Raw genomic sequence first — 15,634 nt, forward strand, 5'->3', positions numbered from 1 at the left:
CCTGTCCCATGCCCCATGCACTGTTTCTCGATGAATTGATTTCCACCCTGGGCGCCGAAGTGGCGCAGCGCGGCGACGATGTGCCCGCGCGCTACCACACCGACTGGAGCGGCACGCCGCCCCAGCGCCCGCTGGCCCTGGTGCGCCCGCGCAGCACCGACGAGGTCAGCGCGCTCATGCGCCTGTGCACGGCCCACCGCGTGCCTGTCGTGCCCCAGGGCGGGCTCACGGGCCTGGCCGGTGCGGCCGTGCCCGTGGCGGGTGCCGTGGCCGTCTCCATGGAGCGCATGAATGCCATCGAGGACGTGAACGCGCGCACCGCGCTGATGACCGTGCAGGCCGGCGCCACGCTGCAGGCCGTGCAGGAGGCGGCCGTGGCCGCAGGCATGGTCTTCGGCGTGGACCTGGGCGCGCGCGGCAGCTGCCAGATCGGCGGCAACGTGGCCACCAATGCGGGCGGCAACGGCGTGCTGCAGCACGGCATGATGCGCGAGCAGGTGCTGGGCCTGGAGGTGGTGCTGGCCGACGGCACGGTGCTGCCCATGCTGCGCCCCATGCTCAAGAACAACACGGGCTACGACCTCAAGCAGTTCTTCATCGGCTCGGAGGGCACGCTGGGCATCGTCACGCGCGTGCTGCTGCGCCTGCGCCCCGCGCCCCAGGCCCGCGCCACGGCCCTGGTGGCCGTGCCGGACTTCGATGCGGCGCTGTCCGTGCTCGCGCGCATGCAATCGCGCTTTGGCAACGGCGTGGCGGCCTTCGAGCTGATGTGGGACAGCTTCATCCAGGCCTCCATCCGCTGGCAGAAGCTGCAGCCGCCGTTTGGCCAGGCGCATGCGCTGCTGGCCCTGATCGATGTGGACGGCAAGGACGAGGCCATGTTGCGCGCCGACGTGGAAGAGGCCCTGGGCGAGGCCATGGAGGCCGGCGAGGTGGCCGATGCCGTCATCGCCCAATCCGTGGCACAGGCGCGCCAGCTGTGGAAGCTGCGCGAGGCGCCGGCCGAGCTCAACACGAACATGCATCCGCCCGTGAACTTCGACGTCAGCCTGCCCCAGGCCGACATCGGCCGCTTCGCCGATGCCTGCCGCGCCGCGTTCGACGCGCGCTGGCCCGGCCACCACACGCTGTTCTTCGGCCATGTGGGCGACGGCAACCTGCATGTCTCGGTGGACGGTGCCACCGCCAACGGCGACTGCGAAGGCGTCGAGGCCGCGCTGTACCACCTGGTCGGCGAGTTCGGCGGCAGCGTCTCGGCCGAGCACGGCATCGGCCTGCACAAGAAGCCCTATCTCGGCGCCAGCCGCACCCCGGCCGAACTGGCCGTCATGCGCGCCATCAAGCAGGCGCTGGACCCCCTGCATCTGTTCAACCCCGGCAAGGTATTCGACCTATGAACGCTCCCGCCCTCCACGCGATCCACACCCTGGCACGCCCCGAAGTGCCGCCGCTGCCGCCCTACAACGCAGGCCTGTCCTCCGAGGCCGTGCGGGCGCGCTACGGCGTCACCGAGATCGCGCGGCTGGCGAGCAACGAGAACCCCTTTGGCGCCAGCCCCGCCGTGGCCCGCGCCCTGGCCGACCTGGCCCTGCACGTGGGCACCTATCCCGATGCGCAATGCACGGCGCTGCGCGCGGCCATCGCAGCGCGTACCGGCGTGCCGGCCGAGGCCATTGCCGTGGGCAACGGCTCCGAAGACATCCTGCAGATGCTGTGCCAGGCGTTTCTCTCGCCCGGCGACCGCGTGCTCACCCAGCGCCCGGCCTTCGGCCTGCACGAGATCTACCCGCGCATGATGGGCGCCCGCGTCGAGCTGCTGGAGCTGACGCCCGCGCTGGGCTTCGATGTCGATGCCTGGTGCCAGGCGCTGGCGCGCGGCCCCAAGATCGCCATGCTGGCCAATCCCTCCAATCCCGTGGGCTGCATGTTCAGCGCCGGCGATTTCGTGCGCCTGCTGGACGCCACACCGCCGCAGACCCTGCTGGTGGTGGACGAGGCCTACTACGAGTACGCCCTGCACGCCGACGGTTACCCCGACGTGCTGGCCCTGCTGCGCGGCCGCGCCATGCCCTGGATCGTGCTGCGCACCTTCTCCAAGGCCTGGGGCCTGGCGGGCCTGCGCGTGGGCTACGGACTGGCCAGCGACGCGGCCCTGGTGCAACTGCTGGACCGCGTGCGCACGCCCTTCAACGTCAACCAGGCCGCCCAGGCGGCGGCGCTGGCGGCCTGGGGCGACGAGGACTTCATGCAGCGCGGCGTGGCCGAGACCGTGCGCCTGCGCGATGTGCTGGCGCAGCGGCTGGCCGCCCTGCCTGCCCTGCCCGCACTTCGGATAGCGCCTTCGGCCGCCAACTTCCTGTTCATCGACATCGGCCGCCCCAACGGCCCCGTGAACGAGGCGCTGCTGGCCCGGGGCCTGATCGTCAAGCCCTGGAAGGAGCCGGGCTTCGAGCACTTCATCCGCGTCTCCGTGGGCACCGAGGCCGACAACGAACGCTTCGTGCGCGCGCTGGCCGAGATCCTGGAGGCCGTGCAATGAGCGGCATCGACCCGACACCCGACAGCCGCACGCTGTTCGCCGAGCATGCGCTGCTGCCCACGGGCTGGGCGCGCAATGTACTGCTGCGCTGGGATGGCGCAGGGCGCCTGCAGGCCGTACAGGCCGACGCCCCGCCCGGCAGCGCGCCGCGCGCGCCCGGCCCCGTGCTGCCCGGCATGCCCAACCTGCACTCGCATGCCTTCCAGCGCGCCTTTGCGGGCCTGACCGAATACCGCGCCGAGGCCCAGGACAGCTTCTGGAGCTGGCGCGACCTCATGTACCGCTTTGCCGCGCGCATCACGCCCGAGTCGCTGGAAGCCATCGCCACCTGGCTGTACGTGGAGATGCTGGAGGCCGGCTACACCTCGGTCTGCGAATTCCACTACGTGCACCACGACCGGGATGGCCGGCCCTATGCCGACGACGCCACGCTGTCCCTGGCCCTGCTGCGCGCCGCGCGCAAGGCCGGCATGGGCATCACCCTGCTGCCCGTGCTCTACCAGACCAGCGGCTTCGGCGGCAAGCCGCCGCGCGCCGACCAGGCGCGCTTCATCCGCAGCACCGACAGCATGCTGGCCCTGCTGCAGCGCCTGCTGCCCGAGGCGCGCGCACAAGGCGCGGCCCTGGGCCTGGCGCCCCACTCGCTGCGCGCCGTGCCGCCCGACAGCCTGCGCGTGGCCGTGGAGGGCCTGACGGCGCTGGACGCGCGCGCGCCCATCCACATCCACATTGCCGAGCAGACCCAGGAGGTGGACGACTGCCTGGCCTGGAGCGGCCAGCGCCCCGTGCAATGGCTGCTGGAGCATGCCTCCGTGGACGCACGCTGGTGCCTGGTCCACGCCACCCACATGACGCCCGGTGAATACACGGGCGCCGCGCGCAGCGGCGCCGTGGCCGGCATCTGCCCCACCACCGAGGCCAACCTGGGCGATGGCATCTTCGACATGCCGCAATGGCTGGGCCACGGCGGCGCCTGGGGCGTGGGCTCGGACAGCCATGCCTGCGTCAACGCGGCCGAGGAACTGCTGATGCTCGAATACAGCCAGCGCCTGTCGCTGCGCCAGCGCAATGTGCTGGCCGGCCCCGACCCGCAGGTGGGCACCGCGCTGTGGACCGCTGCCGTGCAGGGCGGTGCCCGGGCCGCAGGCCGCCCCGTGGCCGGGCTGGCCGTGGGCCAGCAGGCCGACTTCCTGGCGCTGGATGCAGACCATGTGGCGCTGGCCGGCCTGCCGGTGCAGGCCATGGTCTCGGCCCATGTCTTCGGCAGCCACCGCAGCAGCGCCCTGCACAGCCTGTGGGTGGGCGGCGAGCGCCGCGTGCAGGCCGGACGGCATGCGCTGCACGAGGCGGCAGCCCATGGCTTTGTCGCGGCCCGCGCGGCCACCCTGCAATCCTGAGGCCCCCGCATGCCATGGGCCCGCAAAACCGCCAGAAACGTTCCAGAATCACGCCATGACCGATACCGCTCCCCCTCCCTTCGTCTTCCACCAGGGCACGGCGCCGCTGCTGATCTCCATGCCGCATGCGGGCACCCATGTGCCGCCCGACATCGCCGCGCGCCTGACCGAGGAAGCCCGCCACGTGCCCGACACCGACTGGCACCTGCCGCGCCTGTACGAGTTCGCCAGGGCCATGGGCGCCTCCATCCTCGTGGCCACGCATTCGCGCTATGTGGTGGACCTGAACCGTCCGCCCGATGGCGCCAGCCTCTACCCGGGCCAGAGCGTCACCGGCCTGTGCCCCGTGGACACCTTCGACGACACGCCGCTGTACGCCGACCCGGCCGATGTGCCCGCGGACGCCGAGATCGCCGCGCGCCGCGAGGCCATCTGGGGCCCGTACCACGCACAGCTGCGCGCCGAGCTGGACCGCCTCAAGGCCGTGCACGGCACCGTGGCGCTGTGGGATGCGCACTCCATCCGCTCGGTGCTGCCGCGTTTCTTCGAAGGCAAGCTGCCCGACCTGAACCTGGGCACCGGCAAGGGCACGAGCTGCGCGCTGGAACTGGCCGAGCATCTGCTGGCCATTGCGCAGACCGCGCCAGGCCATACCGCCATACTCAACGGCCGCTTCACGGGCGGCTACATCACGCGCCACTACGGCCAGCCCGAGGCCGGCATCCACGCCGTGCAGCTGGAGATGACGCAGTGCAGCTACATGCAGGAAGCCCTGCCCTTCGACTACCTGCCCGAGCGCGCCGAACAGATCCAGCCCACGCTGCAGCGCATGCTGCAGGCGGTGCTGGACTTCGTCACGACACGGCGCGTGTCCTGATCAGCCTTCGTCGTGGCAGTGGCCCGGGCAGGGCCCGCCCATGGCCACGGGCGGCGGGTCGCCCAGCCAGCGGCGCGGCCCGGGGCCGTTCTGTGCGCACAGGTCGCCGGGGTTGTGCAGCACGCAGTGGCGCAGCGACAGGCAGCCGCAGCCAATGCACTGGTCCAGGCTCTCGCTGAGCCGCTGCAGCTCGCCTATGCGGTCGTCCAGCCGCTGCTTCCAGACCCGCGACATCTTCTGCCAGTCCCCGCCCGTGGGGACATGGCGGCTGGGTAGCTTGGCCAGCTGCTCGGCGATCTCCTCCAGCGTGAAGCCTATGCGCTGGGCGAACACCACGAAGGCGATGCGCCGCAGCGACGAGCGGTGGTAGCGCCGGTGGCCGCTGGCGCTGCGCACGGACTCGATCAGGTTCAGCGACTCGTAAAAGCGCAGCGCCGAGGCCTTGACCCCGCTGCGCTGCGCCACGTCGCCGATGCTGAGCAGCGGATCATCCTCGGTTTTCATGGTGGCTTTCCTTCGTGGCTTGACTTCAAGTTCACTTGAACTCGAAGAATGCGGCCATTCTGAGCGAAAGCGCAGGAACAGGGCAACCGGGGCTTGTACCGCCCCTGCAGGCGTCCTGGCCGGACTGCGAAATTCTTTGGCCGAGTGCTGCAATGACGCAGCTGCCGTTCATTCATACAGTAATGGGTCTCATTTGTATTGAATGGCATCGGCCGGAGGTTTCCATGTACATCGACAGCAGCAGCTTTCCCCTGGTCCGCATGGGCTACGAGCGCGACAAGGCCGTGCCCGTGGACCGCTTGCTGGAGGACTTCTCGGCCCTGCTGGCCCGCGGCCAGGCCTTTGTCTTCTTCAGCGACGGCGACATGTCCCAGGAGGAGCGCTCGCCCGAGGAGCGCAAGCAGGTCGTGCTGTGGATGAAGGCCCGCCGCCCCGAGCTCAAAAGCCTGGTGCGCGCCCTTGTCCACGCCGAGCCCGATGCGCACAAGCGCGCCGAGGCCGAGGCCTTCGCACAGATGTTCGGCAAGGCCTGGGGCTATCCCATGCTGCTGGTGGCCTCCCCCGAGGAGGCGCAGCAGCGTGCACGGGAGCTGCTCGGGTCCGATTGATGACCGATTGACATGAACTGAGAGAAACACCATGAATGCCGTGGATTCCGCCCTGCTCAAAGTCCTGCCCGAGAGGTGGGATCCCGACCATGTGGACCGTCCCGTGATCGTCCTGCCGATGCGCTCGGGCCCGGGTGACTGGGCAATGGACTTCCATGCCCACCGCAAGAGCCAGCTCATGGTCACCAATGCGGGCCTGATCACGCTGGAAACCGAGGCCGGAGTCTGCGTGGTGCCGCCGCGCAGCGCCGCCTGGATTCCGGGCGGCACGCTGCACCGCGTCAGCTGCAGCGGTGCGGCCAGCGGCCATATCGTCTTTGTGGAATCCGGCGCGGCGCGCCCCGCGCCCGGCCCCTGCCATGCGCTGGCCGTCTCGCCCTTTCTGCATGCCCTGCTGGAGCGCGTGCAGGGCCTGCCGCAGGACTACGAGCCCGACAGCGGCGATGGCCGGCTCATGCAGGTCCTGCTCGATGAAATCCAGAACGCGCAGCCCGAGGGCCTGCACCTGCCCCTGCCGCGCGACCGCCGCCTGCGTCGCATGACCGGCGCCCTGTGCGAGCAGCCCCAGCTGCAGGCGCGGCTGGCCGACTGGGCCCAGCGCATCGGCATGAGCGAGCGCAGCATGACGCGGCTGTTCCTGGCCGAGACCGGCCTCACCGTCAACCAGTGGCGCCGCCAGCTGCATGTGCTCACCGCGCTGCAGCAGCTGTCCCAGGGGCTGCGCATCCAGACCGTGGCCGATGCCCTGGGATACGAAAGCGCACCGGCCTTCGTGACCATGTTCCGCAAGGCCGTGGGCACCTCGCCGCGCCGCTTTCTGGCACTGCGCAGCGCGGTGCGCTGATCGCTACGAAAGCCGCAATCCCAGGCCGGCCAGCACGGCCACCACCATCGCCGCCCCGAAGACATCCCAGCGCTGGATGCGCCGGTACCTGAGGATGACGACCAGGACGATGCCGATCAGCGTGATCAGCCGGGCCTGGAACACGGTGCCCAGCAGGAAGCAGATCACGATCTGCGCCCAGTAGGTGAGCAGGCCGGCCATCGGCGGCCTTTTCGATGCGGGCGGATTTGGGTCCGGTGCGGCCGGCGATGGCGATGGAGAGGTCGATGCCGCGGGCAGGGTGCTTGCGGCGCCGGGGGCAGGGCCAGCCGCCTGCCGGGCGGCCTGCCGTTCCTCCTGGCGCTGCTCGCGCCGCTGCTGATCGGTCTTCTCCAGCACGGGCGCTGCAGGTGCGGCCGGCTGCCACCATGGCTTGCCGCTGGCCAGCGCAGGTGCCTGCCCGCCGGCTGCCAGGCGCCGGAACGTGGCGTTTGCGGCGGGCTTGGCGCGCGCGGCGGCGCGGTCCTGCCGGCTGGCCTCGAGCAGGGCGTCGTTCGCCCGGTCCACAGGGCTGCGCGTGAGCTGCCGGGCCTGTGCCAGCAGCGGCCCGCCCTGCACGGGATCGATCTGGTGGACGAACTGCGCCATTCCCAGCAACTGCGAGGCATGGGCCGGCTGGCCTTGCCAGTGGGGCGCCTGGGCAGGCTGGACAGATTGGCCTGGCAGGCCTGTCCCGGCCTGCGTGGCGCGGTGCAGGGCGGCGCGCAGGCGCCTGCGCGTCTGGCGCGATACGCCGGGCTTGTCCGCGTTCACCACCAGCCCCGTGACCTCCTGGCGGCGGCCCTTGCGCATCACGCGCTCCTTGTCGGGGTGGGGCGTGAAGCCTTCGTCGCGCAGTATCCAGCGCACGCGGCCCAGCAGCCGCCCCACGTTGTCGCGCGCGGCCTCGCCCGAGGCCGAGAAGGTCAGGTCGTCCGCATAGCGCGTGTACACAAAGCCCAGCTGCCTGGCCAGGCCCAGCAGGCGGCGGTCCAGGCGGCGGCACAGCAGGTTGGTGAGCATGGGGCTGGTGGGCGCGCCCTGGGGCAGCACGCGCTCGCGCGCCTTGCCGCCAACGAAGAGCTTCTCGCCATCCACCTGCCAGGCCTGGGCGCGGTTTTCGCTGCACAGCAGGGCCAGGAGGGTGGCCATGGCCTCGCCATAGCCCAGATGCCGGAACACGCCCTTGATGCGGCCGAAGGCAATGCTGGGAAAGAAGTCCTTCACATCCAGGTTGATGACCACGTCGTGGCCCGCATGCGGCGCGGCATTGCTGACGATGGAGCGGCCGGCCAGGAAGCCGTGCGCGGCATCGTGCGCGGGCACCTTGGCGAGGATGTTGTCCAGTACCCAGTACTGCGCGCGCTTGAGGCGCGGCATGGGCGCGGAGATCAGCCGCTCGCCGCCGGTCTTCTTGGGCAGGGTGAACGAGTGGTAGTGGTGGGTGCGGGCCACCTCGCGGTGAAAGCCCAGGAAACGCAGCTCGGCCACCGTGATGCCCATGGCCTGGGCCAGCTGGGCGGCATCGGCCAGCTGCGGCAGGCCATGCCGGGCGAGCCGCTGCGGATCGGCCTGCCTGCGCTCCGTGCCATCCCGGGCGGCATCCTGCAGGGCCGCGGAGACGCCGGGGCCCAGATAGCCCACGTGCGTGGACCGCCTGGCATGCCAGGCCAGCGCCTTGTCATGGCGTTCCTGGGCCTGGCGGCGTTTGGTTTCCTCGCGCTGGGCCAGCGCCTTTTGCATGCGCTCCTTGCGCATCTGGCGCAATGCGCGCTCGGGGTTCTGGCGCACGGCGATCTGCTGGCGCAGCTCGGCCAGCTCGCGCTGCAGCTCGCCTTCGCGCTGGATGTGGGCGGCGGCCAGCTGCGGCTGTCCCTCGTCCTTGGGCCAGAAGCCCAGGCGCTGCATCTCGTCGAGGATGACTTCCTGTTTGCTGGAGGCCTTGATGCGCTCGTAGATCTCGGCGCGGGTGGGTTGCGGCTGGCTCATGCGGCCACCCCGGCAAGGCGGGCCCGGCCGCTGTGCGGTGGGCAAAGAAATGGAGCGACGCGCTTCTCGTCGAAGAGCCCGCAGGGCTCACGGGACGGGAGCTGTTCGCTCGACGCCACCCCGCGACGGTATGCGTGTTTCGCTTGTGGCAAGCCACTCAGGAAAACGCATACCGTCGCTGGGGTGGCACAGTGAAAACGGCGCCCGTGGTGCATGAAACGGCAGTTCACAAGGGTGGCGAAACACCACCCGGGTTGCAAGAGCCTGCGCGTCGCTCCGCGTGGCAGTGTAGAGCAATTGAGGCGGTTCACGCGATTTCTCCTTGTCCTGCTGCGGCCGCCTGCTGCGGGCCTGCCGGCTGGCGTGCGGCATCGAGCTGGGCCTGCGCCACCAGGCGCAGCGCAATCATGTGCTCGCAGGGCCCCTGGCGCAGCCGGTGCTGCTGGTAGTGGTTGCAGCTGCAGCGCGCATCGGTCAGGCGCTCGTCCGCGTTGAGTTCGAGCTGGGTGTCGAACAGGCGCTTGCCGTCGGCGCGCGGTATCTGGCCGGTGATGCGGCTGAAGCCGTCCTTGCGGTCGATGCGCGGCGGGGCAATGGCCTTGCCGCGCACCAGGGCCAGCGCCTTGTCCTCCTCGGGGTTGACGGGCTGCAATTGCTGCGCCGTCAGCGGCTCGCGCAGCAGCTCGCGCCAGGCGTAGCGCCCGGCGTCCAGGTCGTAGACCGCGCGCCCGGCCTGCATCCAGCGCGTCATGGCCGTGTGCACCTGGGCCGGGGCCAGGCCCGTGGCCTGGGCCAGTTCCTGCGCGCCGGCCTGCCAGCACGACTGCAGTTGCCGGCCCACGGCCTCGACCTGGGCGGGCGTGACCTCGGCCTGCGGCGCCATCAGGTGAAAGCGCGCGCTGGCGGCCCAGTCGTTGGCGCTCCAGCCCGACAGGCCCAGCGTGACCGTGACCTGGCCCAGCTCCACCACCCAGAAGCTGGGCATGCCGCTGCCCAGCAGGTGCACGCGCACGCGCGTGGCCTGCGGGATCAGCCGTTCCAGCGTGAGCAGGCGCCGGCGCCCCCACAGGCGGATGGTGCCGCCGCCCGTGCCCAAGGCATCGCTGACGACGTGCGAGCGCCGGGTGGCCAGGCGTTCCTCCCAGGGCTCGAACACCACGGCGGGCGGCTGCCCCGGCGTCAGCTCGAAGCGCAGCGCGCGCGGGCCATGGCGCTCGCGCCGGGCACGCAGCCGCGCGCAGATGTTGAACAGGTCCATGGGGTGCAGTTCCACCACGGTGGCGGGCAGGGCCATGGCGCTGGAGACCTGCACGAAGCCGCGCAGCCAGCTGTCGGGCAGGTCGATCTTTTCCTCGCGCAGTGCCGGATCGGCGCCCACCTGCACGGCAAAGCCCGCCGGGTCCAGCGTCAGCCGCGTGTCCCGGTAGCTGCGGATCTTCTGGAATTCTTCGTAGAGGCTGGCCGAGTAGTCGATGTTGGTGGTGCCGCAGATGCGCTCGCCCGCATGCTCGAAGGCCTCGTGCCGGATGCTGACCGCGCAGTAGCTGGACTCGTCCTGGCTGAAGGCCTCGAACAGCAGCCGGTCCGGGTGCACGGTGATCACGGGGTCCAGCACATACCAGACATCGCGGTTGGCCACGAACAGCCAGTCGAAGTACTTGCGCTGGGCCTTGTAGAAGGGGGAGAGCACCTGGTTGCGGGTCTCGCGCAGGTCCTTGAGTTCGGCGCTGATTTCCTTGGCGCGCGCCTGGGCGCCGCCGGTGTCGGCCATGAAGCCGGCCAGCAGCTGGGACTCATGCTCCTGCAGCCATTCGCGGTAGGCCGTCTTGTCGCGGCCGCGCGTACGCATGTCGCTGACCACCACGCTGTGCAGCGCGCTGAGGCCTTCGCGCACCTGCAGGAAGGCCGGGCCGTCGCGCCGGAGCAGGCCGTCGAAGCGCGTGGGAGGCCGCAGCAGGTCGGGCGCGAAGGAAAACGCCTGTTGCGTGGCCGTGTCGCTGACCTGCGTGCTGCCGTAGTACTGATAGCGAAATTCCATGTCCGTTCGACTCCGTGCTGTGAACAGGCGCTCAGGTGGAAGACGGGGCCTGGCCGCGCCGCTCCGCCGCCAGGGGCTGCATGAAGCTTTGCGCCAGATGGGGATGGCGCTGCACGATGTCGCGCAGCCCGGCCACATAGTCGGGCTGGTCGGCCTGGCTGGCGCTGACCACCTGCCGCGCGAAGATGGCCGCGACCACGGCCGCAGTCTCGGGCGCATCGACCTGGCCGCGCAGGAAATGCAGCACGCGCGTCTTGCTGGCGCGCGCGCGGTGCACCTGGCTGAGCACGGCCAGGAAGTAGGGCTGCAGCTCCTGCAGGCGCGCCGCGCGCTGCGGTGCGGGCTCGTCGGGCAGGGCCAGCAGCCATTGCGTGACGAACAGCTGCACGCCGGGGGCCGGGTGCTGGGCCAGGCGCGCGAGGTAGAGGCTGGCCTCGGGCGCGCTCATGTGCTGCTCGAGCCGCTGGCGGCCCAGGGCCTGTACCCAGGACTGGGGATGGTCCACCCAGCCGATCAGCAGCTCGGGCGTGAGCGCATTGGCCGGCAGCCGCTGGCCGAACATCTCGCGTGCGTACTGCTGGGTGTCGGCGAACAGGGCGTCGGCCAGCGGCAGCAGCTGTTCCGCCTGCTCGGGCCGGGTCTGTTCCATGGGCGTGAGGCGCGTGTCGATGCTCTGGCGGCTCAGTGCGCGCACATCGGCATCGGCATGCCGCGCCAGCGTGGACCACTGGCGCAGGGTGTAGGCCTGGATGTCCAGCGCCTTCAGGCCCCAGGCGCCGTAGCGTTGCGCACCCGTGGCCTGGGCCTGCAGGGCGCGCCAGATGCCCGAGGCATCGCGGGCCGGGGCCACGGCGGCCAGCGGGCCGGTGAGCAGGCGCAGCGCCGCGTCGTGGACGCCTTCGGCCTTTTCCGCACGGAACAGCACCTCGTGCAGGCGTTCGGCGATCTGGGCGTTGCAGCGCGCGTTGTACAGAGGGGTGCCGGCCAGGCGCTCGACCAGGGGCGCGGCCGCTGCGCGCAAGGCGGCATGGGGCGATACCGCGAACCCGGCCAGCATGTCGGCCTGCTCGCACAGCAGATCGTCGGCCAGGCTGCCCATGAGCCGTATGCCGCAGGCCATGCGCGCAGGTTCCTCGGATTCCAGCAGCCCGCGCAGCGCCGCCGCAGGCAGGGTGCGCAGGCCTTGCGGGTGGACCAGCAGCCAGGCGGTCGCCATCTCCACCAGTGCCGTCACCGAATGCGTCAGCAGGTGGTGCAGCGGCGGGGCCGGAACGCCGGGCGCGTGCGCGACCAGCGGTGCCTTGTCCGCGAAGAGGGCCTGCACCGCATCGCGGATGTCGGCCAGCGCAGCGCCGTCCGCATCCAGCGTGGGCAGCGCCGCCAGCAGGGCCAGGGCCACGGCGGCGCCATCGGCATAGAGCAGCAGGGCCAGTGCCTGCGTGCGCGAGCTGGCGGCGGGCGACAGCAGCAGGGCCGCCACCAGCTCGGCATCGCGCGCGGCGGCTGCGCGGTCGCGCGACAGCCAGGCGCCCAGGTAGCGGGCGGCCGGCCCCTCGCCGCATTGCGCAAGCGCCAGCAGCCAGGGGCGGCGCGCCGCATCGTCGGTCAGAGCGACCATGCGCTGCTGGGCAATCTCCAGGCCCAAGGCGGCGGCGGGCGCATAGGTTTGGTGCAGCAGCGGCGCGGCGGCCGCTGCATCCAGGCTGTCCAGAAAGGCCTTCTGGTCCTGCAGGGCGCGCGTGAGCGACCACAGCAGCAGCGTGGACTGCGAACGGCCCACCAGTTGCAGCAGTTGCCCGGGGTGGGCGTCCCACATGGCCGATAGCCCTTCCACGCGCTGCGCGGGCAGCTGCTGCAGGTCCAGCGGCTTGTCGGTGTACCAGCCATGGGCGCGTGCCGAGGCATGCAGCTGCGGCCAGCGCGGCAGCAGCAGCCGGGCGGCAAGCAGCCAGCGCGATTCGGGCAGGCGGCCGGAGCGCGAGGCAGCCTGGCCCGCGCAGCGGCGGTCCATGGCCTGGAGCAGGGCCGTGGCCTGCGCGGCGCCTTCGCTGTGCCCGGCCGAGACCATGCGCCGCAGCTGGCGCCAGCCGCGCAGGCGCAGGTACAGGGAGGTGTCGCGGCTGAAGACGGCACCCTCGTCGCGCGGGCCATCGAAGCGGGCATGCAGCACGGCCAGCAGGGCGTGGTCGCGCCGCCACTCGGCACGCTTGTGGATGCGCCGTATGGCAGGCCACCAGGGGCGTGTGAAAGGGATGCGCTCCATCCAGGCCAGCAGCTGCCGGTGGACGGCGCCATCGTGCGCGCCCAGCGTATCGGCCGCCAGCAGCGCCTGGGGCGTGAGGGCGTTGAACACGGCCTGCTGCGCCTGCGGGCCGTCCTCCGGCGGGGCGGTGCGTGTCTCTTGTTCCCCCTGTGCCCCTTGCTCCCCTTGTACCCACTGCTCCCACTGATGCCGGTGCTCCTGCAGCGCCGCCTGGCGCTCCTGCGGCGCGAGCAGCGCCAGCCAGGCCTGGTGCGCCAGGTCGCGCGTGGCCTCGCTGGCGCCGCGCTGCGACAGCGCCTGCATGGCCACCGCCGCGCCGCCATCGCCCAGGCGGCCCACCAGATAGGCCAGGCAGTAGTCGAGCAGGTCGTCGCCCGTGCCCAGCAGGGCCACCAGGCGCGGCACCTGCGCATGCAGCAGGCGCTGGGCGCCGCCGCCGCGCGCGGCATCCGCATATTCCGCCAGGCGCCACACCAGGCGCGCCTGCTGGCCTGCGGGCATCAGCCGCCAGGCATTGCCGTCCAGGCGCCGGCACAGGGCCGGTATGGCGGCGGCCTGCACGGGCGACTCCGGCAGCTGTGGCGGCTGCGGCGCCGGTTCCTGGGCGTGGCCAGCCAAGGGCAAGGCTTGCACGCCATCCAGCTCGGCAAAACCTTGCTGGGACTGCAGCACATCGCCGGCCGCCAGGCGCTGGCGCAGATAGGCCAGTGCGCGCTGGCGTGCAGGCTCCAGTGCCAGCGGCAACGGGGTCAGCGTGCTGTCATCGACCTGCGCGACGACGCCGGCCTTCCATTGCGTGACCTGCAAGGTCACGACATGGCGCGCCGCCGCGTCGCGCCCCTGCGGGTCCAGGGCCACCAACGTCACGGTGCTGATGCGTTCATTGCGTCCCTGCGGGCGGGACAGTACGGCTTGAGCAAGCAGGTTCATGCGGCAGGCATCCAGTGCTTTTCCATATGGGGTTGGCTGGCGGGAACAACCGGGGCCGCAAAGTGTTCGCGGCCGTCGTTTCCCGCTGGCCAACGCAGGGTCAGATGGCATCGCAGTGTAGTGCCTCGATGCCCTGCGGGCGCCGCCCGCCGCGTGCCCGCCGCAGTACCGATGGCCGCTGCGCTTGTCCGATCCGGCCATTGATTCCCCTGGCAAACCGTCCTCAATTTTCGTGGTGTCTTTGTGGCTGGATCTTGACTTCAAGTTCACTTGAACTTGAAGAATGCAACCCATTGTGAGCAGCCGCCGGCAAGGCCTTCAGAACCTGCGGTACAGCCCCCCTTTTTCCGGCCCTGCACCGACCCCGGCAGCAGGGCCTTGCCCATCCCCCTCAAGGAGAGTCGATCCATGCCAGTTCTTCCCCCGCCGCCGTTGCGGCGTGCCCTGTTCGGAGGCGCCCTGGCGGCGCTGGCCCTGCTTGCCGGCTGCCGCCCGCAGGCCGTGGGCGATGCCCATGCCAGCGACGGCCCGCCGCCTGCGCCCGAGGTGCTGGTGAGCGAGGTCGTGCCGGCCAGCGTGCGTGTCTGGGACGAGTTCAACGGCCGCATCGATGCCGTGGACTCCGTGCAGCTGCGCCCGCGCGTGTCGGGCTATATCGAGCGCATTGCCTTCAGCGAGGGGCAGGAGGTCAGGAAGGGCCAGCTGCTGTTCGTGATCGACCAGCGGCCCTACCGCGCGGCCCTGGCCAGCGCCGAGGCCGAGCTGGAGCGCACGCGTGCCGGCGCCGCCCTGGCGCGCACCCAGGACCAGCGTGCCCGCCAGCTGGTGGCCGAGCATGCCGTCTCGCGCGAGGAAGCCGACACGCGTGCCGGCGCCATGGCCCAGAGCGCCGCCCAGGTGCGTGCCGCCGAGGCCGCGCTGGCGGCCGCGCGGCTCAACCTGGACTTCACCGAGGTGCGCGCGCCGGTCTCCGGCCGCGCGGGCCGCGCCCTGCTCACCGTGGGCAACCTGGCCCAGGCCGACCAGAGCGTGCTGACCACCGTGGTCTCGCAGGACCCGGTGTATGTGTATTTCGATGCGGACGAGCACAGCTTCCTGCGCCACCAGCAGGCCGCCAACGCCGCCAACGGCGGCAAGGGCCGGCCCGTGCGCATGGGCCTGGCCAGCGATGAGGGCTTCCCGCACAAGGGCACGCTGGATTTCACCGACAACCAGCTCAACGCCGGCACGGGCACGGTGCGCATGCGCGCCCGCATGCCCAATCCCGACCGCCTGCTGACGCCGGGCCTGTTCGCGCGCGTGCAGTTGCAGTCAGGGCAGTCCGAGCAGGGCGGCGGCGGGCAGCAGGCGCTGCTGATCGACGACAAGGCCGTGCTCACCGACCAGGACCGCAAGTACGTGTATGTGGTGGGCGAGGGCAACAAGGCCGAGCGCCGCGACCTGGAGCTGGGCCGCATGGTCGATGGCCGGCGCGTGGTGCAAAAGGGCCTGGCGGCGGGCGACCGCCTCGTGGTCGGCGGCCTGCAGCGCATCTACTACCCCGGCATGCCGGTCAGCCCCAAGCCTGCGCCCGGCGATGGGCAGGCGGCGGTGGCCCAGGCGTCGGCCGTGGCCGCGCAGTGAACCG

11 protein-coding genes are annotated in these 15,634 nt (G+C 71.2%); 7 read left to right on the plus strand and 4 right to left on the minus strand.

Translation table 11 applies throughout. The annotated features are described in order from the left end of the window. Positions 1–8 precede the first annotated feature (8 nt). Genes ACF8NF_RS14835 through hutG form a run of 4 tightly spaced genes read left to right on the plus strand, consistent with a single transcriptional unit; the run spans position 9 to position 4,813 of the window. Entirely contained in the window at positions 9–1,397 is a 1,389-nt protein-coding gene (locus ACF8NF_RS14835) for an FAD-binding oxidoreductase (protein WP_209801360.1), read from the plus strand. Continuing rightward, entirely contained in the window at positions 1,394–2,539 is a 1,146-nt protein-coding gene (locus ACF8NF_RS14840) for a histidinol-phosphate transaminase (protein WP_209801362.1), read from the plus strand. Before ACF8NF_RS14835 ends, ACF8NF_RS14840 begins: the two co-directional genes overlap by 4 nt. Further along, a complete protein-coding gene (locus ACF8NF_RS14845; RefSeq protein ID WP_209801364.1) occupies positions 2,536–3,936 on the plus strand; it encodes a formimidoylglutamate deiminase in 1,401 nt (466 codons plus the stop codon). The genes ACF8NF_RS14840 and ACF8NF_RS14845 overlap by 4 nt, the downstream gene beginning before the upstream one ends. A gap of 55 nt (positions 3,937–3,991) precedes the next feature. Further along, positions 3,992–4,813, plus strand: coding sequence for an N-formylglutamate deformylase (gene hutG / locus ACF8NF_RS14850; protein ID WP_209801366.1), 822 nt, complete (start codon positions 3,992–3,994; stop codon positions 4,811–4,813). Here the strand turns inward: hutG and soxR are convergent, their stop codons facing one another. Next, positions 4,814–5,317 (minus strand): redox-sensitive transcriptional activator SoxR, encoded by a 504-nt coding sequence (gene soxR / locus ACF8NF_RS14855; RefSeq protein ID WP_012202096.1) that lies wholly within the window; start codon positions 5,315–5,317, stop codon positions 4,814–4,816. It lies immediately after the preceding gene. Between the two features lie 224 nt (positions 5,318–5,541). Between soxR and ACF8NF_RS14860 the strand changes: the two genes are divergently transcribed. Together ACF8NF_RS14860 and ACF8NF_RS14865 are read left to right on the plus strand one after the other, a co-directional pair. Continuing rightward, complete coding sequence (locus tag ACF8NF_RS14860; RefSeq protein ID WP_016447388.1) at positions 5,542–5,925, plus strand: hypothetical protein; 384 nt, start codon at positions 5,542–5,544, stop codon at positions 5,923–5,925. Positions 5,926–5,956: 31 nt separating this feature from the next. Beyond that, entirely contained in the window at positions 5,957–6,769 is an 813-nt protein-coding gene (locus tag ACF8NF_RS14865; protein WP_016447389.1) for a helix-turn-helix domain-containing protein, read from the plus strand. 3 nt (positions 6,770–6,772) lie between these two features. Here ACF8NF_RS14865 and ACF8NF_RS14870 read toward each other — a convergent pair whose 3' ends face one another. The 3 genes from ACF8NF_RS14870 to ACF8NF_RS14880 form a co-directional block, all read right to left on the minus strand. Further along, the gene (locus ACF8NF_RS14870; protein ID WP_209801368.1) at positions 6,773–8,776 is read right to left on the minus strand and encodes a reverse transcriptase domain-containing protein; all 2,004 of its coding nucleotides are present in this window, start codon (positions 8,774–8,776) and stop codon (positions 6,773–6,775) included. Positions 8,777–9,083: 307 nt separating this feature from the next. Further along, positions 9,084–10,814, minus strand: coding sequence for an SWIM zinc finger family protein (locus ACF8NF_RS14875; RefSeq protein ID WP_209801371.1), 1,731 nt, complete (start codon positions 10,812–10,814; stop codon positions 9,084–9,086). Positions 10,815–10,845: 31 nt separating this feature from the next. Then, positions 10,846–14,007, minus strand: coding sequence for a hypothetical protein (locus tag ACF8NF_RS14880; protein ID WP_392450785.1), 3,162 nt, complete (start codon positions 14,005–14,007; stop codon positions 10,846–10,848). A 408-nt stretch (positions 14,008–14,415) separates the two neighbouring features. Between ACF8NF_RS14880 and ACF8NF_RS14885 the strand changes: the two genes are divergently transcribed. Further along, the gene (locus tag ACF8NF_RS14885; protein ID WP_016447393.1) at positions 14,416–15,630 is read left to right on the plus strand and encodes an efflux RND transporter periplasmic adaptor subunit; all 1,215 of its coding nucleotides are present in this window, start codon (positions 14,416–14,418) and stop codon (positions 15,628–15,630) included. Positions 15,631–15,634 lie beyond the last annotated feature (4 nt).

The sequence above is a fragment of the Delftia sp. WSY_22 genome, from assembly GCF_043104185.1.
Lineage (GTDB): Bacteria > Pseudomonadota > Gammaproteobacteria > Burkholderiales > Burkholderiaceae_C > Comamonas > Comamonas tsuruhatensis.

Bases quoted from the DNA above. Each gene is read 5' to 3' on its own strand.
- ACF8NF_RS14835 (WP_209801360.1), top strand. From the start codon at position 9: ATGCCCCATGCACTGTTTCTCGATGAATTGATTTCCACCCTGGGCGCC.
- ACF8NF_RS14840 (WP_209801362.1), top strand. From the start codon at position 1,394: ATGAACGCTCCCGCCCTCCACGCGATCCACACCCTGGCACGCCCCGAA.
- ACF8NF_RS14845 (WP_209801364.1), top strand. From the start codon at position 2,536: ATGAGCGGCATCGACCCGACACCCGACAGCCGCACGCTGTTCGCCGAG.
- hutG (WP_209801366.1), top strand. From the start codon at position 3,992: ATGACCGATACCGCTCCCCCTCCCTTCGTCTTCCACCAGGGCACGGCG.
- soxR (WP_012202096.1), bottom strand. From the start codon at position 5,317: ATGAAAACCGAGGATGATCCGCTGCTCAGCATCGGCGACGTGGCGCAG.
- ACF8NF_RS14860 (WP_016447388.1), top strand. From the start codon at position 5,542: ATGTACATCGACAGCAGCAGCTTTCCCCTGGTCCGCATGGGCTACGAG.
- ACF8NF_RS14865 (WP_016447389.1), top strand. From the start codon at position 5,957: ATGAATGCCGTGGATTCCGCCCTGCTCAAAGTCCTGCCCGAGAGGTGG.
- ACF8NF_RS14870 (WP_209801368.1), bottom strand. From the start codon at position 8,776: ATGAGCCAGCCGCAACCCACCCGCGCCGAGATCTACGAGCGCATCAAG.
- ACF8NF_RS14875 (WP_209801371.1), bottom strand. From the start codon at position 10,814: ATGGAATTTCGCTATCAGTACTACGGCAGCACGCAGGTCAGCGACACG.
- ACF8NF_RS14880 (WP_392450785.1), bottom strand. From the start codon at position 14,007: ATGAACCTGCTTGCTCAAGCCGTACTGTCCCGCCCGCAGGGACGCAAT.
- ACF8NF_RS14885 (WP_016447393.1), top strand. From the start codon at position 14,416: ATGCCAGTTCTTCCCCCGCCGCCGTTGCGGCGTGCCCTGTTCGGAGGC.